This window comes from Pseudomonas frederiksbergensis, assembly GCF_003732275.1.
GTDB classification, from domain to species: Bacteria; Pseudomonadota; Gammaproteobacteria; order Pseudomonadales; family Pseudomonadaceae; genus Aquipseudomonas; species Aquipseudomonas frederiksbergensis_H.
This window is the reverse complement of record NZ_MOBM01000038.1, coordinates 987,693-1,008,631: the sequence shown is the minus strand read 5'-3', so window position 1 is coordinate 1,008,631 and position 20,939 is coordinate 987,693. Positions and strand designations below refer to the sequence as shown.

The window sequence follows — 20,939 nt, the reverse complement described above, 5'->3', positions numbered from 1 at the left end:
GAATCCTTACTGATGCACGGCGAGCTGGTAGGCCGTGTATTTACGAATATTGATCACGCCGGTGTCGAAAATCAGGTACTGGCCCTTGATCCCCAGCAGCGTGCCTTCGGCAATCGGGTTCTTGTCCAGGTTGAAGCTGACAATCTTGGCCGGGTATTGCTCGACCGGATAGCGGATTTCAAGCGGTTCGACATCGGTAATGGTCTGGATTGCTTGTAGGCCAAATCGTTCCTGCAAACCTTGCAAACCTTCCGCACAACTTTCAAACAGCTGATCGCGCACCTGCGCCAGGTCCACAGATACGGCGTCGCCCTTGAGTAAAGCACGCCAGTTGGTCTTGTCGGCTACCTGACTGCGGAACAGGTCTTCGACGAAACCCGATTGCTGGCGGGTCGCGACGCGCATGATCGGCAAGGCCTGGCTGGCGCCCTGATCGAGCCAACGAGTGGGCAGCTGCGTAGCACGGGTTATGCCGACCTTGATCCCCGACGAATTGGCCAGATACACCACATGATCGGTCATGCAGAATTTTTCGCCCCACTCCGGATCGCGGCAGGTGCCAGCGTCGTAGTGGCAACGTTCCGGGCTCATGATGCAGATGTCGCACTGCGCCAGTTTGGTCATGCACGGGTAGCAGTAACCCTGGCTGAAACTGGTTTTGGTCTTGCGTCCGCAATGGGTGCAGTGGATCGCCCCCAGGTATTCCAGGCGCACCGTGGTGCCGATCAACGGATTGACCGGTACCTCGGCGTCGCCCAGACGAAAAGCGTACTGAACGTTCGGCCCGTCAAGGCGCGCCGACATTTTGCTGATTGCACCGCGGCCAATCTCGATCAATGGATGGCATCCGATTTGAACAGAATGTTTGGCACTTCAATCGACTTCGACTCGCATTCCTGCGGGCCCATGTAGCCGGTGCGCTCTTCCTCGGGCAGGTTCTGGATTTCCCAGGCGATCATCGCTTGCAGGGACAGTTCGCGCTGCTCGGCGGTGAGTTTGCCACCGTCGGACCATTTGCCGATTTCCACCGCCAGTTTCAGGCTCTGGTAGATATCCGGGGTGATGTTTTTGATCATTTCGTTAAAAGAGGACATCAAGGGCTCCGCGCTCTTTAATCACATAGCTTATTTGGAAGTCAGTTTACGGCGGTTGTACAAACCGCCCAACAAACCGGTGAAGCATCCGATGAGTAACCCGCTGACGTGGGCCGCGTTGGCAATCTGGCCGAAGCCGATCATCGAAACCAGCCCGGACAGGCACACCAGCAACCACACCAGCATCATCACCAACACCCCTCGGGGCAGGCGATACGCCGGGTTCGGCGACAGAACCTGGAAGATCCAGCAATGCCCGAGCAGGCCGTACAGCACCCCGGACAACCCGCCAAACAGGCTCGGGCCGCTGAAAAGGTATTGGGTATAGTTGGACACCAGGCTGAACAGCAACGTCAGGCCGATCAGGTTGATGCTGCCCTGACGCGACTCGATACGCCGCCCCAGCTCCCAGTACCACATGCCGTTCATGGCCAGGTGCAGGATGCCGAAGTGGATCAGCATCGGCGTCACCAGACGCCACCACTGCCCCGCCGCCAGGCTGTCAGCCAATGGTGTGAAATGGATGTACTCGCCGACCACACGGAAATCGAGGAAGGTCAGCCAGCGTATCGTCTCGAGGTTTTCGCCCAGCAGCGTCACCACGCCGACGATCAGGCTCAGCAACAGCACCAGCGCCGTAGCCTTGCTGTAGCGCAATTGCTCGACGAAGCCCGGACGCGACCGCGTCTGCGCGATCGGGATATCCAGTTGCTGATCAGGGTCGCCTGCGGGAAAGCGTTCGTACAATGAGCGTACGTCTTCGCTGATGTTGGCCGGGACCCACAGCACCTGCTCGCCCGCCTCTTCGCTGACCCGATGGGGCACTTGCATGCGCTGCAGCAGTTTGACGAATCCGCTCAAATCCACCGCCAGAGGCAGACGCAATACCGCCACCGCCGTCATTGCAGCACCTCCGGCCGCTCGACATCGACCCAGACGAACTTATGCGGGTCGAGACGGGTTTCCTGATCCAGACGATAAGCGACCAGTTTGCCGTAGAGCACCGCGCTGTAATCCAGGCACGCCAGGTTCGGGCGGATCGGCGCCGGTTTGCCGCTGCGCCAGTAGTGGCCGACGAACAACAACGGCTCATCGACGCCGTAGCGCAGCAAGTTGTCTTTTTCGCTGGACGATAGTGGCGTGCGGGCCACCGGTTCAGGCAAGGCGTCAGGCTGGAACACGATGTCTCCGTAGGTTTGCGGGTCGTCTTCCCAGAACTTGGTGCGGAAAAACGAGCGCGTCAGGCCGTCGCCGCTGGTCATGGTCAACCCGTGGGGCAAGCGCATGTCGGTGCCGCGCAACAGGCGATCGAACACGGTGCAGGCAAAACTGCCTGGCACCGCGGAGGCCTGGAGGAAGTGCTCATCGATGCAGCCGTCGGGAAACAACCCGCGCAACGGCTCGATCAGGCCGGCATCCCAGCAGGCATGCACGACGCGAAAGCGTCCGGCATCGACGAACAATGGCAGTTCATAGAACCATTGCAGGAAGTCATGCCAATCTTCGGGATGATCTTCGAACTGGGTCAGGGTTTCCTTGAGCAGGCGCGCGTGGCGTGGCGTATGTTCACGCACGAACTGCTGGCCACTGCCCGGCAACGCCGGCGTGCTCCAGCCGAGGGCGTTGAATTCATGGTTGCCCATGATGCACAGCGCCTGGCCGGCCTCGACCATGTCGTGGACGATATGCAGCGCCTCGCGAATCCGCGGGCCGCGGTCGATGATGTCGCCGAGGAACACCGCCATGCGCGACGGATGCCGCCAGACACCCGCCTGTTTGTGGTAACCGAGCCGGTCAAGCAAGTGCTCAAGGGTCAGAGCGCAACCGTGCACGTCACCGATCAGGTCGTAGCTACGCGCGGGATCGAGCATCAGTCGCCTCCACCACCCAACTTGCTGCCCCAGCCGAGCTTGGTCCGGCAGACTTCATAATAGTTGTGATCGAGCGGATGAATCAGCCGCAGCTTCTGCGCTTTCTTGCTGATGGTAATGGTGTCACCGGGCGCGCAGGTGAAGTGATTCTGCCCGTCACAGGAGACTTGCGGGTAAATCTGCATATCTTTGGACACGACGATTTTCAGCTCACTATTGCCATCGACCACGATCGGTCTACCTGACAAGGTATGGGGGTACATCGGCACAATCACAATAGCGTCGAGCTTGGGATGCATGATCGGGCCGCCCGCCGACAGCGCGTAAGCGGTCGAACCGGTCGGCGTGGCGACGATCAGGCCGTCAGCCTTCTGGCTGCAGACGAACTGGCCATCGATGTACAACTCGAACTCGATCATCCGCGTCGATTTGCCGGGGTGCAGCACCACATCGTTCAGCGCATCGCCCTGGCCAATGGCCTCGGCGTGGCGACGGACTTCGGCTTGCAGCAGAAAGCGGTTTTCCACCAGATAGTGGCCGTCGAGCACTTCGGCGACTTTGACTTCCAGCTCATCGGGACGAATATCGGTCAGGAACCCCAGGCTGCCCCGGTTGATGCCGAGCACTGGAATATTGTGTCGGGCCAGCGCCCGGGCGGCGCCCAGCAGGCTGCCGTCACCACCGACCACAATCACCATGTCACACACTTCACCGAGCATCTTGCGCGACGAAGTTTGCAGGCCATGACCCGGCAGGACTTCGGCGATGGTGTCTTCGAGGATCACATGTAGATGACGATCGAGCAGAAACCGTTTCAGTCGGCGGACGGTATCCAGCACCTGAGAACTGCCCAGGCGACCGATGATGCCGATATTACGAAATTGCTCCATGGGGCTCCTGCGAGGGTCTGCGGCGGCGAAAAACACGATTATGGGCGAAAGCGCGGCGTAGACAAAACCCTTTCAGCCACGAGTGAAGAGGCTATGCTCGCAAGATGATCCTATTTCCAGATTTGCTCCAGTTACCTCACCAGTTGCGCCACCCTGAAGTGCGCGACCTGGCTTGGGTCATCCTCGCACCGCCGATGCTCAGCGTCACCCCGTGGCCGCAGCGTCATCCGCTGGCGGGCAGCGACTGGGTGCAGGCACCGGAGCGCCTGGAACACTGGCTCAGGCAACTGGATCGCGACAGCTACGATTTGCTGCACTGGCTGGCCCAGGCCAGGACCCGGCGCCTGGGTCTGTACTACGAGCGGCTATGGCAATACGCCGTGCGGCACGCGCCGGGCATCGAACTGATTGCCGCCAACATGCCGATCCGCCGTGAAGGCCACACCTTGGGTGAGCTGGACATGCTGCTGCGTGATCGCGACGGCGTGCATCACCTGGAACTGGCGATCAAGCTCTACCTTGGACCACAGAACGGTGACGGCCATGACTCCGCGCAGTGGCTCGGACCGGGTTGTCATGATCGGCTGGACCGTAAACTGAAGCACCTGAGCCAGCATCAATTACCGATTTCCGCGCGGGTGGAGAGCCGTGCAGTGCTGGCGTCGCTGGATATCCAGCAGTTCAGTGCGCATCTGTGGCTGGGCGGTTATCTGCTCTATCCGTGGCCGGGGCAGGCCGAATCACCCAGCGGCGCGCACCCTCAGCATTTGCGCGGTAGCTGGCTGCATCAGAAAGACTGGGCGGACTTTGTCGTGCAGCGCCCATCCGGTCGCTGGCAACCCCTGCCCCGCCATGCCTGGCTGGCGCCGGCACACTATCCCGAAGAGCAGACCTGGAACGCTGAACAGCTGAATGCGTGGCTGAGCGATCTGGACCCGCTGGCACCGGCGCAATTGATGGTGCGGCTTACAGAGAACGGCGAAGGCGATTGGGAGGAAGCCGAGCGGCTGTTTCTGGTGTCCGATCTTTGGCCGAATGTGCCGGGTAATGGTTGAGTTTATGTGGTGAATGGACGGGCCCTATCGCGAGCAGGCTCGCTCCCATATTGGATCTCCTTATGGTGAAGATCCTTGTGGGAGCGAGCCTGCTCGCGATAGGGCCGATACGGTTCAGATAGACAACCGCAACGCCAACGCCGCCAACATCACCGCCAACACAGTCTCGACCTGCAGGCTCGGCAGCTGCTGCAAGGGAAAGGTCATTGCTTTTTATGCTGCTCAACCCACAGCGCATACGCATCGATGAATTTCTGCAAGAACGGCCTGACCGACTCCGACAACTTGCCTGCCTCGTCGAACGCTGAACCGGCGCCGCCCAGGTAGGCTTCCGGCTGCTGCATGCACGGCACATTGAGAAACACCATGGACTGGCGCACATTGTGGTTGGCCCCAAATCCGCCGACGGCGCCCGGTGAAGCGCTGATCACCGCACCCGGCTTGCCGTTCCAGGCGCTCTTGCCATAAGGGCGCGACCCCACGTCGATCGCATTCTTCAACGGCGCCGGCACCGAACGGTTATATTCCGGGGTCACGAACAGCACCGCGTCGGATGAACTCACTTGTTGTCGGAAAGTGCTGTAGGCTGCCGGCGGTGATTCGCCATCGATGTCTTCGTTATAGAGCGGCAAATCGCCGATTTCGACGATATTCAGCTTCAGATTGGCAGGCGCCAGCTCGGCCAGCGCCAGCGCGACCTTGCGGTTGATCGATGCTTTTCTCAGGCTGCCGACCAGAACGGCGATCTCGTAGACGTTGCTCATGGAAGATTCTCGACTGTCCGATGGGAAGAGCTTCTAGTTATAGATGATCAAATGACGATTCAACCAGTGGGCGACGGAAAAACGCCGCCCCTGACTATTTTTTTCCTGTAGGAAAACTTACCTCGCCCAACCACGGTCTACAGAACCGCAAATTGAGTGATTTATCTCCAGAGGTTCTAAGCAGATGGCAGCAGTACTCGTCGGTCAGTTCCATGCAAGAGACGCGGAAGGCCGCGTTTATTCCGTGCATGAGTTCCAGGAATCCACTCCGTCGCACGACGGCCTCGCCGGCTCGGTGCCTGTCACCACCTATAAGCTGGCCATTGGCGACCGGCTCAACAAACTCGACGACAACGAATTTGTGCTGGTGCAATCAGGCGTCACCCTCACTCGCGAACCTGAAACGAACGTGGCCTCATAACCCGCTGTTATGAGCAGAAGTCATATGCACGCACTTGAGTTAGGATTCAGTGACTGACTCCCTCACCTGCTGAACATGGACTTCACGCATGCGTTTACGTCATATCGAAGTAATCCAGGCGCTCCTGCAGACCGGTCACCTGGGCACCGCCGCCGAATGGCTGCAGTTGCCGGTGGCCGAGGTTGAACGCACCCTGCGTGATGCCGAGGATCAATTGGGTTTCATGCTGTTTGCCAGCGTGCGTGGTCGCCTGCAAGCCACGCGCGAGGCGCGGGAGTTGCAGGCCGAGATCGCCCACGTCTACGAAGCCCTCGAGCCGGTTCAGCGACTGGCCAGCAGCCTCAAGCAATATTTGGCCCCACCCCTGCGAATTATCTGCACCCCGCCTTTGGCGCAGCAATTGTTGCCACACAGCATCGCGGCTCTGCGCCGACGCCTCCCAGACGCACCATGCACCCTCCTGAGCCAGCCGACCCGCGAAATTGTCAGAAGCCTGCTGCTGCGTGAAAGCGATCTGGGCCTGAGCCTGCATGACCCGGACCACGCCGATATCCATTGCCAGGTCATCGCTCAAGGCAAGCTCCAGCTGCTGGCGCCCCATGGCTGGCTGCAACCGAAACAGAAGTACATCTCGCTGCAGGACCTGGCCGGCCAGTCGATGGTTGGTCTGGAAGGTCACGATCCGTTAAGCCCGGCGCTGGACAACAAACTGCATGCGCTGCGCCCTGCCCCGGTCATCCAGACCCGGGTACAGACTCATCAAATGATGCGCAGCATGGTCGAGGCCGGCGAAGGCCTGGCGATCGTCGACCCGTTTACCGCCCTCGGCGCCAAATCGGCCGGGCTCGATGCCTGCCCATTGGCGCCTGCCGTGCCGATCAGCGTGTATGCCTTGAGCCTCAAGACCGCCGAGCCCTCTTCGGCGGTTCAGGCGCTGCTGGACATCGTCACGGAACAAGCCGTGGCGATGTTGGCGAGCTGAGCGGGTTTTCCAGCGGATTATCGAACAGGCGATACCAGAACAGCGCCACCTCAGCGGTGTTCGGATCGATCCCGCGGTAGCGCAGATGATCGATCCCGCCGACCACATAGCCACAGCGCTCATAAAGCCGACAGGCGCCCAGGTTGTTGTTCTGGGTTTCCAGCATGATGCCAGGCAGTTTTTTCTTGCGACTCCAGAACTGCGCCACGTCCAGCAGCGACTTGGCCACGCCATGACGGCGCGCCGGAGCATGCACCGCCAATTCGTCGATATGGGCGAAGCCGTTCCAGTTGGTGCTGACCACCAAATGACCCACCGGCTCGTCATCCAGATAGGCCATGAAAATCGCGCTGTCAGTGGCATCGTGAAAACTGCTGAATTCCTCGGGATCGATGCCATAACACTTGCGATACGGGGTGATTGGCGTCACCGGCCACTGCGCCACCGGCTTACCGATTTGCGCGGCACCATAGGCGGCGACTTCAAAACTGAAATCACTGCCCCAGATATAAGCCGCAAACCCCTCATCGGCGACACGCACCGAGAGGCCTGGGTGTTTGGGATTCATGACTGGTTGCATACTCGGAAAGGTCCTCATTCCTTGATGCAATCGACGGTGTAGTGCCGTCCATTGCCCTCGTCTTCGTGTTGCAAGCCATGCACATCGGCGACAAATCCGGGGAAACTGCTGTCGAACGTACGGGCAAACTTCAGGTAATCGATGATCGAACGGGTCGACTCGGTGAAACGCTCGCCGGGCATGATCAACGGGATCCCCGGCGGGTATGGCACCAGCATTACCGCCGCGATCCGCCCATCCAGAGCATCGATCGAAACAGCCTCAACCTCCCCGCGTACCAATTGATCATAGGCGTCAGCCGGCTTCATGGCGACTTCCGGCAGCACTGTGTACATGCGTTTGAGGTGTTTGGCCGTGGCGTTGCTGCGATAACAGGCGTGCAATTGATCACACAGATCGCGCAAACCCATGCCTTGATAACGGGCAATATTGTGTTGCGCCACGCACGGCAGGCAGGTGGCCAGGTTGACATTGGCGTCGTAACTGCGCTTGAACTCCAGCAACTCGGTCAGCAACGTGCTCCATTTGCCCTTGGTGATGCCCATGGAGAACAGCACCAGGAACGAATACAGCCCGGTCTTTTCCACGACCAGCCCACGTTCCCAGAGAAATTTGCTGACCACCGCCGCCGGAATCCCCCGCGCACTCAGGGCACCGCCCGCCGTCAAACCCGGCATCACCAGCGTGACCTTGATCGGATCGAGCAGCACGTAGTCGTCGGTCACGCCGCCAAAGCCGTGCCAATCGGCGTCGGGTTGCAGCAACCAGTCTTCGGTGACCACCTGTTCGATACCTTCGGCCGAGGGTGGTTGCCAGATGGAAAACCACCAGTCATCGGCGGCGATGTGCTGGCGCAGATTAGCCAGGGCCCGGCGAAAACTCAGGGCCTCGTCGAACATTTCCTGTAACAGCGAACGTCCGGCCGGCCCTTCCATCATCGCCGAGGCCACGTCCAGCGAGGCGATGATGCTGTACTGCGGCGAGGTCGAGATGTGCATCATGAACGCTTCGTTGAAACGGTCGCGATCCAGTTGCCGCGCCCCGCCGTCCTGAACGTGAATCATCGACGCCTGACTGAACGCCGCCAGCAATTTGTGCGTGGAGTGCGTAGTGAACACCAGCGGGCTGTCTTCGCTGCGAGAGGTGCCCATGCCGTAACGACCGGCGAAAAACTCGTGGAACGCCGCGTAGGCGTACCAGGCCTCATCGAAATGCAGCACCTCGACGCTATTGCCCAGGCTCTGCTTGATCAGCTCGGCGTTGTAACAGAGGCCGTCGTAAGTCGAGTTGGTCACCACCGCCAACTTGACCTTGGGCTCGCGGCCCTTGGTCAGTGGGCTGGCGTCAATCTTGGCCTGGATCGATTCGCGGCTGAATTCGCTCAACGGAATCGGCCCGATAATCCCCAGCTCATTGCGCTCCGGGCACAGGTACAGCGGAATCGCACCGGTCATGATGATCGAGTGCAGCACCGACTTGTGACAGTTGCGATCTACCAGCACCAGGTCATCGCGGGCCACCATGGAATGCCAGACGATCTTGTTGGCGGTCGAGGTGCCATTGATCACGAAAAAGGTGTGATCGGCGCCGAAATTACGCGCAGCTCTCGCTTCTGCCTCGGCCAGTGGGCCCGTGTGATCGAGCAGCGAACCGAGTTCCGGTACCGACACCGACAAATCCGAGCGCAGTGTGTTTTCCCCGAAGAACTGATGAAACGCCTGCCCCACCGGGCTCTTGTGATACGCCACGCCGCCGCCATGGCCAGGGGTGTGCCAGGAATAATTGGAGTCGGCGGTGTGCTGCACCAGCGCCTTGAAGAACGGCGGCAACAGACCGTCCAGATATTTACGCGCCGCGCGGGCGACTTGCCGGGCAAGGAAGGGCACGGTGTCTTCGAACAGATAAAGAATGCCGCGCAGCTGATTGAGCTCGGCCATGGCATTGGCCGGGGCGTTTTCCAGGGTGACCTGCTCGCCCAGGGCAAAGATCGGCAGGTCCGGCGCCCGAACCCGTGCCAGGCGGATCAGCTCGGCCATGTTATGCAGAAGATGAGCATGGGTGCTGGCGTCTTCGGCGGCAATCAACATGCAAGAGAGGCCGTGATGAGTCGAGGCGACCAGACGCCCTTCGTTGTAATCGACTGCCGAAACGATGCTGAAGCCTTCCTGCTCCAGCTCCCGGGCGATGCCACGCACACGATCACCGGCAACGGTGTCGGCTTTGATGTCGCGGTGGACGATCAGGACCGGGAATTTCAAATCTTTATACATGGTGCTCGGTGTCCTGAGGCGGCAGACCGTGGCCTGCCAATAACCTCAGGGTAGAGGGTTGGAGCGCATGTGGCGAGCGGGATGCCCTGAAGTGGGTCGGCGGGCGCACCAGCATGTGGCCAGCAAACCCATTGTTCAGAAAGCTTATCTGTGGCGAGGGAGCTTGCTCCCGTTGGGCTGCGAAGCGGCCCCCTGCATTCGCTCAGATACACCGTGCTGGCAGGATTTGCGACTGCTGCGCAGCCGAGCGGGAGCAAGCTCCCTCGCCACAAAAGCCCTTCCGCTCGAAGGGGCTCAGGCCTGAGCCTTGGCCTCCGCCAATTGCTGCCACAGCGACGGAGCGCCGGCGGATTTGGCGATGGCTTCAAGGCGCGCAATGTGCTGGGCCAGATCTTCTTCACTGGCACGGATGATCCGGATCGGCTGACGATCGGCCGGCAGACGACGGATTTCTGTGGCGGAGTTGTCCGCGCCTTCACCGGAACCATTGCCATCAGACGCATTACCGGCCAGCGACAGGCTGGTCTGGCCGCCGGTCATGGTCAGGTAAACGTCGGCGAGAATCTCGGAGTCGAGCAAGGCGCCGTGCAGTTCACGGCCGGAGTTGTCGACGCCATAGCGTTTGCACAAAGCGTCGAGGCTGTTGCGCTGCCCCGGGTGACGTTCCCGGGCCATCATCAGGGTGTCGAGGATCGAGCAGTGTTGCGTGATGTCCGCGCGGTCGTGGTGGCCCATCAGGGCGAATTCGTTGTTGATGAAGCCAACGTCGAACGCCGCGTTATGGATGATCAGCTGCGCGCCCTTGATGAACTCGAAGAATTCATCGGCCACTTCGGTGAAACGCGGCTTGCCCACCAGAAATTCGTTAGTGATGCCGTGGACGCCGATGGCGCCTTCGTCACTCTCGCGATCCGGTTGCAGGTAAACGTGGAAGTGCCGGCCGGTCAGGCGCCGACCGATCAACTCGACACAACCGATTTCGATAATCCGGTGGCCGTCGGTCACCGGCATGCCGGTGGTTTCGGTATCGAGTACAACGGATCTGGTGGCCATCAGTGCTCAGCTCTCAACGGGTCAATCGTGCAAAAGCGGCGATGTTAACACGCTCGCTGGGGTCTTTCAGGTACACCGTGTGGCACCCATCGCGAGCAGGCTCGCTCCCACATTGAATTCGGGGGTTCACAGAATTTGTGCTCAACGAAGATCAAATGTGGGAGCGAGCCTGCTCGCGATTGGCCACGACGCGGTGCATCGATAGAACCGGAATCAAGCCTGCTTGTACCCACGCACTTCATCAACGCCACGATTGGCCAGTTGGTCGGCTCGTTCGTTGCCGTGATGGCCAATGTGCCCTCGCACCCATTTCCAGGTGACGTTGTGGCGGTTGACCTGCTCGTCGAGCAGTTTCCACAAGTCGGCGTTTTTCACCGGTTCCTTGGCCGCGGTTTTCCAGCCGCGTTTCTTCCAGTTGGCCATCCACTCGTTGATGCCTTTCATCACGTACTGGGAGTCGGTCACCAGCAGCACGTCGCAGGAGCGCTTGAGCTCTTCCAGGCCGCGAATCGCGCCCATCAACTCCATGCGGTTGTTGGTGGTGTTGGCTTCGCCGCCCCAGAGTTCTTTTTCAACGCCCTTGCACACCAGCAATGCACCCCAGCCGCCCGGACCAGGGTTGCCCTTACAGGCGCCATCGGTGAAGAGTTCTACGCTATCGCTCATGCCAATCTATCCAGAAAATGCGGTGGCTCGCCGATCGGTGACCGACGATGCCCGAGGCCGGGGCGAACCCGACCGGGAAAATAAAAAGTGTATTACGGTTCGAGGTGACGACGGTTGACCTTGGCCATCGGCAACGGAATCAGCTTGCCCATCGGTTCGCGCCGTTCCTGACGCACCGGCCGCAGGCCCACCACGATCTTGCGCGCGACCAATAAATAGAAGCCACCACCCGACAATTGCCAGTCACCGGCCTTGCGTTCCCAACCGGCCAGACGGGCTTGCCAGGCAGGCGACGCAAGCGGCGGACGATAGCACCCGAAGCGGCGTTTCTCCAGCGCGAAGCCCAGCAGGTTCAGCCAGTCACCAACCCGCGATGGCGAAATGCAACGGGCCTTGCGCAAGGCGTCATGGGCGAACACATGACGCAGGCCCCAACTGCTCCAGGGGTTGATTCCGACGATCAGCAGATGCCCGCCAGGCCGAACACTGCTCGCCGCTTCGCGCAGCAAACCGTGAGGCGACAGGCAGAAATCCAGCCCGTGCTGCAACACCACCACATCGGCGGCGTGCTCGCTCAAAGGCCAGGCCTGCTCTTCGCAAACGATCTCGACCCCCGGCAACGGCGCACCCAGTCGCACATTGCGCTGGACCTGCGGCGCCGACGGCGGCGTTTGCGCCGAGGGGCCGTAATGCACCAGGTAGCCGCCGAAGAAGCGCCCCAACTCGTCTTCGAGCATGCGTCGTTCTTCGTCCAGCAGAAATTGCCCGATGGGCCCGGACAACCATTCACGGGCCGCGCTGATCAACGTCAGCCACTCAGGATCGGCCTGAGCGAACGCTTTATCGGTCATTGCATTCTCCAACGCGCCAGGAAGTTCTAAGATGCGCCAATGTTTTCCGCTTGGCGAATCCGACGATGATACAGATCAGTGCCCTGCCCGCCTTCACCGACAACTACATCTGGTTGTTACAAGACCACAGCACCCAGCGCTGCGCGGTGGTCGATCCGGGCGATGCCGCGCCAGTACAAGCCTGGCTCGCGGCGCACCCGGGTTGGGTGTTAAGCGATATTTTGATCACTCATCACCATCATGACCACGTCGGCGGCGTCGAGCGGCTGAAAAAAGCGACAGACGCGACAGTCTACGGCCCGGCCAGCGAAAGCATCCCGGCGCGGGACGTGGCCCTCAAGGACAATGACCGCATCAGCGTGCTGGGCTGGGACTTCGACGTCATCCAGGTGCCGGGCCATACCCTGGGGCACATCGCCTTTTATCACCAGGGCCATTTGTTTTGCGGCGACACCCTGTTCGCCGCCGGTTGCGGACGCCTGTTCGAAGGCACGCCGGAGCAAATGCATCACTCGCTGAGCCGCCTCGCTGCGCTGCCCGAAGACACGCTGGTCTACTGCACCCACGAGTACACCCTGAGCAATCTGAAGTTCGCCGCAGCAGTCGAACCGGGCAACCCCGATACCCTCGAACGACTGGCCACAGTCGCCCGGCAACGCGAAGCCGGCATCATGACGCTGCCTTCGACGCTGGCACTGGAAAAGCTCACCAATCCGTTTTTGCGTACCGGCGAAACATCCGTTAAAGAAAAAGTGGACGAACGGAACGGACCCGATAACCGGGCGCCGAGTGCGGTTTTTGCTGCTCTTCGCGCTTGGAAAGATACGTTCTAGGGAGGCTGCTTGATGATACAAAAATTCTGAATGGTTGACCGCAGGGGGTGCGCTTTCTAGAATCGCCCGACATTTTTGCCCGGAACTTACTTCCAGCCAATGTCGTCACCTATTCGTAAAGCCATCAATTCAGACGCATTGACCCGCTTGGCTCAAGCCATTGCGGTGGCTGTGTCCGCCACTTTGGCGGGCTGTTCCAGCCATGTGCCGCAGACCGAAGCGACACACACTCCGAATATTGCCGCTCGAGCCAAGCAGAAACCCATCTGGCTCAGCGAAAAACCAACACCGCAAATTCCACAGGACGTCTGGGAGCGCATGCGCCAGGGCTTCCAGTTGCAGGACAACCTGGGCGTCAACCCGCGCATCGAGCAACAGCGCTTGTGGTTCGCCAGTAACCCGTCCTTCCTCGAAAATGCCGGCGAACGCGGCAGCCTCTACATTCACTACATCGTCGAACGCCTTGAAGAACGCAACATGCCGCTGGAACTGGCGCTGTTGCCGGTGATTGAAAGCGCCTACAACCCGATGGCCTATTCCCGGGCCGACGCGGTGGGTCTTTGGCAATTCATTCCTTCCACCGGGCGTTACTTCAACCTGCGTCAGACCCGCTTTTATGATGGCCGTCGCGATATCACCGCCTCGACCACCGCGGCCATGGATTACCTGACCCGCCTGCACGACATGTTCAACGGCGACTGGTTGCTGGCCCTGGCGGCCTACAACGCCGGCGAAGGTACGGTCAGCCGGGCCATCGAGCGCAACGAACGACTCGGCCTGCCGACCGACTACTGGAACCTGCCGCTGCCAGCGGAAACCCAGGCCTATGTGCCTAAGCTGCTGGCCTTGTCGCAAGTGGTATTGGCGCCCGAAGCCTATGGCGTGAACCTCAACCCGATCGCCAACGAACCGTACTTCCAGGTCGTCGAAATCAACCAGCGCATGGACCTGTCCAAGGTTGCCGCGGTGGCCAATATCGACGAAGACGAACTGTTCCAGCTCAACCCGGCCTTCAAGCAGCGCACCACCATCGACGGCCCCCAGCATCTGCTGGTGCCAACGTCCAAGGCGCAACTGCTGACCGCCAGCCTGTCGACCATGCGCCCTGACGAGCTGATCAGTCAGCGATCGCTCAAGCCGGTGTTCGAAGGGGCAGACGACAGCGAAATCGCCAGCCTCAAGCGCGCCTATCGGGTCAAACGTGGCGACAACCTGGGCACCATCGCCAAGGCCAACAAGGTCGACATCAAGGACCTGCAACGCTGGAACAAACTGACGGGCAAGGACCTCAAGGTCGGCCAGACCCTGGTCATGCAGGACACCACCAAGCGCAAACCCGGGCGCGTCAACACGGTGGTGGCGGCGAACAGCAAGGCGAACGGCAAAGTAACCAACAAGACGCAACAGACCCAGTACAAGGTCAAGCAAGGCGATTCGCTGTATATGGTCGCCAAACGCTTCAACGTTGAAATGCAGCACCTCAAGCGCTGGAACCCTCGGGTTGGCCAGGCGCTGAAGCCGGGGCAGATGCTGACGGTTGCTTCGCCGAATTAAACAACACGCCCTGTCGAGGGGATTTTGTGGCGAGGGAGCTTGCTCCCGTCGGGTTGCGAAGCAGCCCCAAAACCTGAAACCCGGTGATTTCTGACACACCGCGTATTTCGGTTTACGACTGCTTCGCAGCCGAGCGGGAGCAAGCTCCCTCGCCACAGGTTCTGCGATCCGCCGAACCTTCACCGGCACAATTAACCACGCATTACCCCCCCATCTTTTTCCTGTCGATACAAGCTGTTACTGTACGGCCCACAAAGCCCAAGCCGCCTGGATCGGATCTCTGACTTGAAGCGTCCCCTCCTCCTGCTCCTGATCAGCCTGGCCTTGAGCTCCCCCGCAAGCGCGACGATCAGCGAAAGCCATGGTTATGCGCAGTTCGGCACGCTCAAGTACCCGGCCAGATTTACCCACTTCGACTGGGTCAACCCGCAAGCGCCCAAGGGCGGTACGTTGCGGGTGATGGCGTTTGGCACCTTCGATACGCTCAACCCTTACACATTCAAAGGCTCGAGCCCGGTTTCCACCGCCAATTTCCTGCAGTACGGCATCAACGAACTCAATGAACCATTGATGGTCGGCACCGGCCAATACGCGCCGTCCGGCGATGAGCCGACCTCCAGTTATGGCCTGATCGCCCAATCGGTGGAATACAGCGAGGACCGCAGCTGGGTGGTGTTCAACCTGCGCCCCGAAGCGCGCTTCCACGATGGCACGCCGATCACCGCTTACGACGTGGCGTTCTCTTACCGATTGCTGCTCAAGGATGGTCACCCGCAATACCGCACCAACCTTCAGGAAGTGTCGCGGGTGGATATCCTCAACCCACAGCGCATCCGCTTCGTCTTCAAACGCGCCGGCAATCCGCTGCTGATCCTGCGCCTGGGCGAGTTGCCGGTATTGCCCCAGCATTACTGGGAAGGTCGTGATTTCAAGGCCACCACCTTCGAGCCGCCATTGGGCAGTGGACCGTATCGCATCACCTCGGTAACGCCCGGGCGGCAGATCGTCTTCGAACGGGTCAAGGATTACTGGGGCAAAGACCTGCCGGTCAATCGCGGCAAGTACAACGTCGATCGCATGGAAGTCGAGTTCTACCGTGACAGCGACGTGGCTTTCGAAGCGTTCAAGGCCGGTGAGTTCGACATCTACATCGAGCACCAGGCGAAGAACTGGGCCAACGGTTACAACTTCCCCGCCGTGCGCCGTGGCGATGTGATCAAGGCGCAAATCGCGCACCAGATCCCGACCCAGAGCCAGGGCCTGTTCATGAACACCCGGCGACCAACCTTCGCCGAGACCAAGGTCCGCGAAGCGCTGGGGCTGATGTTCGACTTCGAGTGGACCAACCGCACGCTGTTCAGCGGCGCCTACAAGCGCGCCATGAGTTATTACCCCAACAGCGAGTTCTCCGCCACCGGGCTACCGGTCGGTCATGAGTGGCTGCTGCTCAAGCCCTATCGCGATCAGTTGCCCGCCAAGCTGCTCACCGAGCCGTTCAGCCTGCCGCAGACCGAAGGTCGCGGCATTCCACGGGAAACCATGCGCAAAGCCCTGGAGCTACTCGCCCAGGCCGGCTGGAAGCTCAACGGTCAGCGGCTACAGAACACCATCGGCCAACCGTTGCGTTTCGAGATCCTGCTGGTCAATCCGAACCTGGAACGGATCCTTCAGCCTTACGTCGAGAACCTCGCCAGCATCGGCATCGACGCACGGCTGCGCACGGTCGATCGCGCCCAGTACAAACAACGCCTCGATCAGTTCGATTTCGACATGATCCTGATGACCCTCAACCAGACCCTCAGCCCGGGACTGGAACAATGGCAGTACTTTCACTCCAGCCAGGTCGGGGTCAAGGGCAGCAAGAATTACGCAGGTATCGCCAACCCGGTGGTCGACCATTTGCTCGAACAACTGCTCGCCGCCCAGACCCGTGATGCACAAGTCGCCGCCGGCAAGGCACTCGACCGGGTGCTGCTGTGGCAGCACTACATCATTCCCAACTGGTACCTCAATTATCACCGCCTGGCCTACCGCAACCGGTTCGCCTTCGTCACCACGCCGCCCTACACCCTGGGCCTGAGCGCGTGGTGGCTGAAATCTTCGGAGAAAGATCGATGAAACCCCTACGCGCCCTGCTCTTGCAGGCCAGCGGTCTGTTGTTCGCCGGGCTGGCCTGCGCCGCCCCGCAACATGCCCTGACCCTGTACAACGAGCCGCCGAAATACCCGGCCGATTTCAAATATTTCGATTACGTAAACCCTGACGCGCCCAAGGGCGGAATCTTTCGCCAGGCCGGGTTCGGTGGCTTCGACAGCCTCAACCCGTTCATCAACAAAGGCGTGCCGGCCGACGACATCAGCATGATCTATGACACCCTGGCCAAACAGGGTCTCGATGAGCCGTTCACTCAATATGGCTTGATCGCCGGCAAAATCGAAAAAGCCCCGGACAACAGCTGGGTGCGCTTCTACCTGCGCCCCGAAGCACGTTTCCACGATGGCCACCCCGTGCGTGCCGAAGACGTCGTGTTCAGCTTCCAGACCCTGATCAAGGACGGTGCCCCGCTCTACCGCGGCTATTACAGCGACGTGGAGGAAGCGATCGCCGAAGACCCGCTCAAAGTGCTGTTCAAGTTCAAGCACAACAATAACCGCGAACTGCCAATGATCCTCTGCCAGTTGCCGGTGCTACCCAAACATTGGTGGGTGACCCGCGACTTCAACAAGGGCAATCTTGAACTGCCGCTGGGCAGCGGTCCGTACAAAGTCAGCGAAGTGAAGGCCGGACGCTCGGTGCGCTATGAGCGGGTCAAGGATTACTGGGGCAAGGACCTGCCGGTCAATCGCGGCTTCTACAACTTCGACGTGCTGACCACCGACTACTATCGCGACAACACCGTCGCGCTGGAAGCACTCAAGGCCGGTCAGTTCGACTACTGGCTGGAAATGGCCGCGAAAAACTGGGCCAATGCCTACAACATTCCGGCGGTGACCGAAGGTCGGTTGATCAAGGAACAGATCCCGAACGGCAACCCCACCGGTATGCAGGGTTTTATATTCAACCTGCGCCGTCCGGTGTTCCAGGACGTGCGCGTGCGTCAGGCACTGACCCTGTTGCTGGACTTCGAATGGACCAACAAGCAGCTGTTCAACGGCGCCTACGCGCGCACCCGCAGTTACTTTGAAAACTCGGAAATGGCCGCTACTGGCCTGCCGGACGCCGATCAACTGGCGATCCTCGACCCGTTCCGCGGCAAGCTTCCCGAGCAAGTGTTCAGCGAGGCGTTCCAGAACCCGGTGACCGACGCCAGCGGCATGATCCGTAGCCAGCAGCGCAAGGCCTATCAACTGCTGCAAGAGGCCGGCTGGCGGATTGTCGACGACAAGATGGTCGACGCCACCGGCAAACCGGTGAGCATCGAGTTCCTGCTGGCCCAGACCGAGTTCGAACGGGTGCTGCTGCCGTTCAAGCGCAACCTCAGCGACTTGGGCATCGACCTGGTGATTCGCCGGGTCGACGTCTCGCAATACATCAACCGCGTGCGTTCTCGGGACTTCGACATGATCGTCGGCAGCTTCCCTCAATCCAACTCGCCGGGTAACGAACAACGTGAGTACTGGATGAGCGCCGCTGCCGACAAACCCGGCAGTCGTAACTCCATGGGCTTGAAAGACCCGGTGGTGGACCACCTGGTCGAGCAACTGATCAACGCCGATTCGCGCCAAAGCCTGGTGGCCCATGCCCGGGCGCTGGACCGGGTGCTGCAATGGGGCTATTACGTGATCCCCAACTGGCACATCAAGACCTGGCGCGTGGCGTACTGGAACCACATCGGCCACCCCAAGGTTTCGCCCAAATATGACATCGGCATCAATACCTGGTGGGTCAAGCCCAACGCGACATTGCCGATAGAAGTCGAAACCAAACTGCTAGCCGACCCTGCGGGCACGGAGTAATCAGATGCTGGCGTATATTTTTCGGCGACTGCTGCTGATCATCCCGACCCTGCTCGGCATTTTGCTGATCAACTTCGTGATCATCCAGGCCGCCCCCGGCGGGCCGGTGGAACAGATGATCGCCAAGCTCGAAGGCTTCGAAGGCGCCACCAGCCGTATCGCCGGCGGCGGTGCCGAGGTGTCGGTGGCCGGTTCCGCCTATCGCGGCGCCCAGGGCCTGGACCCGGCGCTGGTCAAGGAAATCGAGCACATGTACGGCTTCGACAAATCGGCGCCGGAACGTTTGTGGATCATGATCAAGAACTACGCCACCCTGGATTTCGGCGACAGCTTCTTCCGCGACGCCAAGGTCATCGACCTGATCAAGGAAAAGATGCCGGTGTCGATCTCCCTCGGGCTGTGGAGCACGCTGATCATGTACCTGGTGTCGATTCCGTTGGGGATCGCCAAGGCGACGCGACACGGCAGCCACTTCGACGTCTGGACCAGTTCGGCGATCATCGTCGGTTACGCGATTCCGGCATTCCTGTTCGCCATCCTGCTGATTGTGGTGTTCGCTGGCGGCAGCTATTTCGACTGGTTCCCGCTACGGGGCCTGACCTCGAACAATTTCGATGAGCTCAGCACCGGCGGCAAGATCCTCGATTATTTCTGGCACCTGGCACTGCCGGTGACCGCACTGGTAATCGGCAACTTCGCGACCATGACGCTGCTGACCAAGAACAGCTTCCTCGATGAAATCAACAAGCAGTACGTGGTGACCGCCAAGGCCAAGGGCCTGACCCGCCATCGCGTGCTGTACGGCCATGTGTTTCGCAACGCCATGCTGTTGGTGATCGCCGGTTTCCCTTCGGCATTCATCGGGATCTTCTTCACCGGCTCGTTGCTGGTGGAAGTGATTTTCTCCCTCGACGGCCTCGGCCTGATGAGTTTTGAAGCAGCGATCAACCGCGACTACCCGATAGTCTTCGGCACGCTGTTCATCTTCACCCTGCTGGGGTTGGTGGTGAAGCTGATCGGCGACCTCACTTACACCTTTGTCGATCCGCGCATCGACTTCGAAAGCCGGGAGCATTGAGATGAACCTGTCCCCTCTCAATCGCCGACGTTTCGAACTGTTCAAGGCCAACAAGCGTGGCTGGTGGTCGTTGTGGCTGTTCCTGATTCTGTTCGGCGCAAGCCTCGGTGCCGAACTGATCGCCAACGATAAACCGCTGGTGGTGCATTACGACAACGCCTGGTACTTCCCGGCACTCAAGCGCTACCCGGAAACCGCGTTCGGCGGCGAATTCCCGCTGGAAGCCAACTACAAGAGCCCGTACATCCGCGAACTGCTCAAGGCCAAGGAGGCCTGGGTCTTGTGGGCGCCGATTCCCTACAGCTACCAAAGCATCAACTACGACCTGAAAGTCCCGGCCCCCGCGCCGCCGTCCGCCGACAACCTATTAGGCACCGACGATCAGGGCCGTGACGTGCTGGCCCGGGTGATTTACGGCTTCCGGATTTCGGTATTGTTCGCGTTGACGCTGACCATTCTCAGCTCGACCATCGGCGTGATCGCCGGGGCCTTGCAGGGTTTTTATGGTGGCTGGGTCGACTTGGCCGGGCAGCGTTTTCTGGAGATCTGGTCCGGGTTGCCGGTGCTGTACCTGTTGATCATCCTGGCCAGTTTCGTGCAGCCTAATTTCTGGTGGCTGCTGGGGATCATGCTGTTGTTTTCGTGGATGAGCCTGGTGGATGTGGTGCGCGCCGAGTTCCTGCGCGGGCGGAACCTGGAATACGTGCGCGCGGCGCGGGCGCTGGGCATGCAGAATGGTGCGATCATGTTCCGCCACATTCTGCCCAACGCGATGGTCTCGACCATGACGTTCATGCCGTTCATCCTGACCGGCGCCATCGGCACCCTGACCGCCCTGGATTTCCTCGGCTTCGGCTTGCCGCCGGGCGCGCCGTCCCTGGGTGAACTGGTGGCCCAGGGCAAATCCAACCTGCAGGCGCCGTGGCTCGGTATGAGCGCGTTTGCGGTGCTGGCGCTGATGTTGAGTCTGCTGGTGTTCATCGGCGAGTCCGCTCGCGATGCCTTCGACCCGAGGAAGTGA

The 20,939-nt window shown here is 60.2% G+C and carries 20 protein-coding genes; 9 read left to right on the top strand and 11 right to left on the bottom strand.

What is annotated here, in order from left to right; translation table 11 throughout:
- Positions 1-6: 6 nt before the first annotated feature.
- Genes BK662_RS24085 through BK662_RS24065 form a run of 5 tightly spaced genes read right to left on the bottom strand, consistent with a single transcriptional unit; the run spans position 7 to position 3,855 of the window.
- On the bottom strand, positions 7-837 hold the full coding sequence (locus BK662_RS24085; protein ID WP_123359683.1) for a DUF2797 domain-containing protein: 831 nt from the start codon (positions 835-837) through the stop codon (positions 7-9).
- Complete coding sequence (locus BK662_RS24080; protein ID WP_038984092.1) at positions 834-1,094, bottom strand: YeaC family protein; 261 nt, start codon at positions 1,092-1,094, stop codon at positions 834-836. The genes BK662_RS24085 and BK662_RS24080 overlap by 4 nt, the downstream gene beginning before the upstream one ends.
- 30 nt (positions 1,095-1,124) lie before the next feature.
- The gene (locus BK662_RS24075) at positions 1,125-1,997 is read right to left on the bottom strand and encodes a rhomboid family intramembrane serine protease (protein ID WP_123359684.1); all 873 of its coding nucleotides are present in this window, start codon (positions 1,995-1,997) and stop codon (positions 1,125-1,127) included.
- Complete coding sequence (locus tag BK662_RS24070; RefSeq protein ID WP_185047189.1) at positions 1,994-2,968, bottom strand: metallophosphoesterase; 975 nt, start codon at positions 2,966-2,968, stop codon at positions 1,994-1,996. The genes BK662_RS24075 and BK662_RS24070 overlap by 4 nt, the downstream gene beginning before the upstream one ends.
- Positions 2,965-3,855, bottom strand: coding sequence for an NAD(+) kinase (locus BK662_RS24065; RefSeq protein WP_007906781.1), 891 nt, complete (start codon positions 3,853-3,855; stop codon positions 2,965-2,967). The genes BK662_RS24070 and BK662_RS24065 overlap by 4 nt, the downstream gene beginning before the upstream one ends.
- 104 nt (positions 3,856-3,959) lie before the next feature.
- On the opposite strand from BK662_RS24065, the gene BK662_RS24060 reads away from it, so the two are divergent.
- Positions 3,960-4,910 carry a DUF1853 family protein gene (locus tag BK662_RS24060; protein WP_123359686.1) on the top strand — a complete coding sequence of 317 codons (951 nt, stop codon included), beginning with the start codon at positions 3,960-3,962 and terminating at the stop codon, positions 4,908-4,910.
- 203 nt (positions 4,911-5,113) lie between these two features.
- Here the strand turns inward: BK662_RS24060 and BK662_RS24055 are convergent, their stop codons facing one another.
- Positions 5,114-5,674 (bottom strand): NADPH-dependent FMN reductase, encoded by a 561-nt coding sequence (locus tag BK662_RS24055; protein WP_123359687.1) that lies wholly within the window; start codon positions 5,672-5,674, stop codon positions 5,114-5,116.
- Positions 5,675-5,858: 184 nt separating this feature from the next.
- Here BK662_RS24055 and BK662_RS24050 point away from each other — a divergent pair, with 184 nt between their 5' ends.
- Both BK662_RS24050 and BK662_RS24045 read left to right on the top strand, forming a co-directional pair.
- The gene (locus BK662_RS24050; RefSeq protein ID WP_052964268.1) at positions 5,859-6,095 is read left to right on the top strand and encodes a hypothetical protein; all 237 of its coding nucleotides are present in this window, start codon (positions 5,859-5,861) and stop codon (positions 6,093-6,095) included.
- A gap of 88 nt (positions 6,096-6,183) precedes the next feature.
- The gene (locus tag BK662_RS24045; RefSeq protein ID WP_123359688.1) at positions 6,184-7,077 is read left to right on the top strand and encodes a LysR family transcriptional regulator; all 894 of its coding nucleotides are present in this window, start codon (positions 6,184-6,186) and stop codon (positions 7,075-7,077) included.
- Here BK662_RS24045 and BK662_RS24040 read toward each other — a convergent pair.
- The 5 genes from BK662_RS24040 to BK662_RS24020 form a co-directional block, all read right to left on the bottom strand.
- Positions 7,043-7,657, bottom strand: a complete 615-nt coding sequence (locus tag BK662_RS24040) for a GNAT family N-acetyltransferase (RefSeq protein WP_123359689.1) — start codon at positions 7,655-7,657, stop codon at positions 7,043-7,045. The two genes, BK662_RS24045 and BK662_RS24040, sit on opposite strands and share 35 nt — an antisense overlap.
- A gap of 14 nt (positions 7,658-7,671) precedes the next feature.
- Positions 7,672-9,927, bottom strand: a complete 2,256-nt coding sequence (locus BK662_RS24035) for a lysine-specific pyridoxal 5'-phosphate-dependent carboxylase LdcA (RefSeq protein ID WP_123359690.1) — start codon at positions 9,925-9,927, stop codon at positions 7,672-7,674.
- A gap of 294 nt (positions 9,928-10,221) precedes the next feature.
- Positions 10,222-10,980, bottom strand: a complete 759-nt coding sequence (gene dnaQ / locus BK662_RS24030) for a DNA polymerase III subunit epsilon (RefSeq protein WP_052964264.1) — start codon at positions 10,978-10,980, stop codon at positions 10,222-10,224.
- A gap of 213 nt (positions 10,981-11,193) precedes the next feature.
- On the bottom strand, positions 11,194-11,646 hold the full coding sequence (gene rnhA, locus BK662_RS24025) for a ribonuclease HI (RefSeq protein WP_003180633.1): 453 nt from the start codon (positions 11,644-11,646) through the stop codon (positions 11,194-11,196).
- A gap of 92 nt (positions 11,647-11,738) precedes the next feature.
- Positions 11,739-12,497 carry a methyltransferase domain-containing protein gene (locus BK662_RS24020; protein ID WP_052964263.1) on the bottom strand — a complete coding sequence of 253 codons (759 nt, stop codon included), beginning with the start codon at positions 12,495-12,497 and terminating at the stop codon, positions 11,739-11,741.
- Positions 12,498-12,562: 65 nt separating this feature from the next.
- Here BK662_RS24020 and gloB point away from each other — a divergent pair, with 65 nt between their 5' ends.
- The 6 genes from gloB (at position 12,563) to BK662_RS23990 (ending at position 20,939) form a co-directional block, all read left to right on the top strand.
- Positions 12,563-13,330, top strand: a complete 768-nt coding sequence (gene gloB, locus BK662_RS24015) for a hydroxyacylglutathione hydrolase (protein WP_123359691.1) — start codon at positions 12,563-12,565, stop codon at positions 13,328-13,330.
- A gap of 99 nt (positions 13,331-13,429) precedes the next feature.
- Positions 13,430-14,884: a transglycosylase SLT domain-containing protein gene (locus BK662_RS24010; protein WP_123359692.1), complete on the top strand. Its 1,455-nt coding sequence runs from the start codon at positions 13,430-13,432 to the stop codon at positions 14,882-14,884.
- 285 nt (positions 14,885-15,169) lie between these two features.
- Positions 15,170-17,002, top strand: coding sequence for an extracellular solute-binding protein (locus tag BK662_RS24005; protein ID WP_123359693.1), 1,833 nt, complete (start codon positions 15,170-15,172; stop codon positions 17,000-17,002).
- Positions 16,999-18,840, top strand: coding sequence for an extracellular solute-binding protein (locus BK662_RS24000; RefSeq protein WP_123359694.1), 1,842 nt, complete (start codon positions 16,999-17,001; stop codon positions 18,838-18,840). Before BK662_RS24005 ends, BK662_RS24000 begins: the two co-directional genes overlap by 4 nt.
- 4 nt (positions 18,841-18,844) lie before the next feature.
- Positions 18,845-19,918: a microcin C ABC transporter permease YejB gene (locus BK662_RS23995; RefSeq protein WP_008014542.1), complete on the top strand. Its 1,074-nt coding sequence runs from the start codon at positions 18,845-18,847 to the stop codon at positions 19,916-19,918.
- Between the two features lies 1 nt (position 19,919).
- Entirely contained in the window at positions 19,920-20,939 is a 1,020-nt protein-coding gene (locus tag BK662_RS23990) for an ABC transporter permease (RefSeq protein WP_123359695.1), read from the top strand.

Bases quoted from the DNA above. Each gene is read 5' to 3' on its own strand.
- BK662_RS24080 (WP_038984092.1), bottom strand. From the start codon at position 1,094: ATGTCCTCTTTTAACGAAATGATCAAAAACATCACCCCGGATATCTAC.
- BK662_RS24075 (WP_123359684.1), bottom strand. From the start codon at position 1,997: ATGACGGCGGTGGCGGTATTGCGTCTGCCTCTGGCGGTGGATTTGAGC.
- BK662_RS24065 (WP_007906781.1), bottom strand. From the start codon at position 3,855: ATGGAGCAATTTCGTAATATCGGCATCATCGGTCGCCTGGGCAGTTCT.
- BK662_RS24060 (WP_123359686.1), top strand. From the start codon at position 3,960: ATGATCCTATTTCCAGATTTGCTCCAGTTACCTCACCAGTTGCGCCAC.
- BK662_RS24055 (WP_123359687.1), bottom strand. From the start codon at position 5,674: ATGAGCAACGTCTACGAGATCGCCGTTCTGGTCGGCAGCCTGAGAAAA.
- BK662_RS24050 (WP_052964268.1), top strand. From the start codon at position 5,859: ATGGCAGCAGTACTCGTCGGTCAGTTCCATGCAAGAGACGCGGAAGGC.
- BK662_RS24045 (WP_123359688.1), top strand. From the start codon at position 6,184: ATGCGTTTACGTCATATCGAAGTAATCCAGGCGCTCCTGCAGACCGGT.
- BK662_RS24040 (WP_123359689.1), bottom strand. From the start codon at position 7,657: ATGCAACCAGTCATGAATCCCAAACACCCAGGCCTCTCGGTGCGTGTC.
- BK662_RS24035 (WP_123359690.1), bottom strand. From the start codon at position 9,927: ATGTATAAAGATTTGAAATTCCCGGTCCTGATCGTCCACCGCGACATC.
- dnaQ (WP_052964264.1), bottom strand. From the start codon at position 10,980: ATGGCCACCAGATCCGTTGTACTCGATACCGAAACCACCGGCATGCCG.
- rnhA (WP_003180633.1), bottom strand. From the start codon at position 11,646: ATGAGCGATAGCGTAGAACTCTTCACCGATGGCGCCTGTAAGGGCAAC.
- BK662_RS24020 (WP_052964263.1), bottom strand. From the start codon at position 12,497: ATGACCGATAAAGCGTTCGCTCAGGCCGATCCTGAGTGGCTGACGTTG.
- gloB (WP_123359691.1), top strand. From the start codon at position 12,563: ATGATACAGATCAGTGCCCTGCCCGCCTTCACCGACAACTACATCTGG.
- BK662_RS24010 (WP_123359692.1), top strand. From the start codon at position 13,430: ATGTCGTCACCTATTCGTAAAGCCATCAATTCAGACGCATTGACCCGC.
- BK662_RS24000 (WP_123359694.1), top strand. From the start codon at position 16,999: ATGAAACCCCTACGCGCCCTGCTCTTGCAGGCCAGCGGTCTGTTGTTC.
- BK662_RS23995 (WP_008014542.1), top strand. From the start codon at position 18,845: ATGCTGGCGTATATTTTTCGGCGACTGCTGCTGATCATCCCGACCCTG.
- BK662_RS23990 (WP_123359695.1), top strand. From the start codon at position 19,920: ATGAACCTGTCCCCTCTCAATCGCCGACGTTTCGAACTGTTCAAGGCC.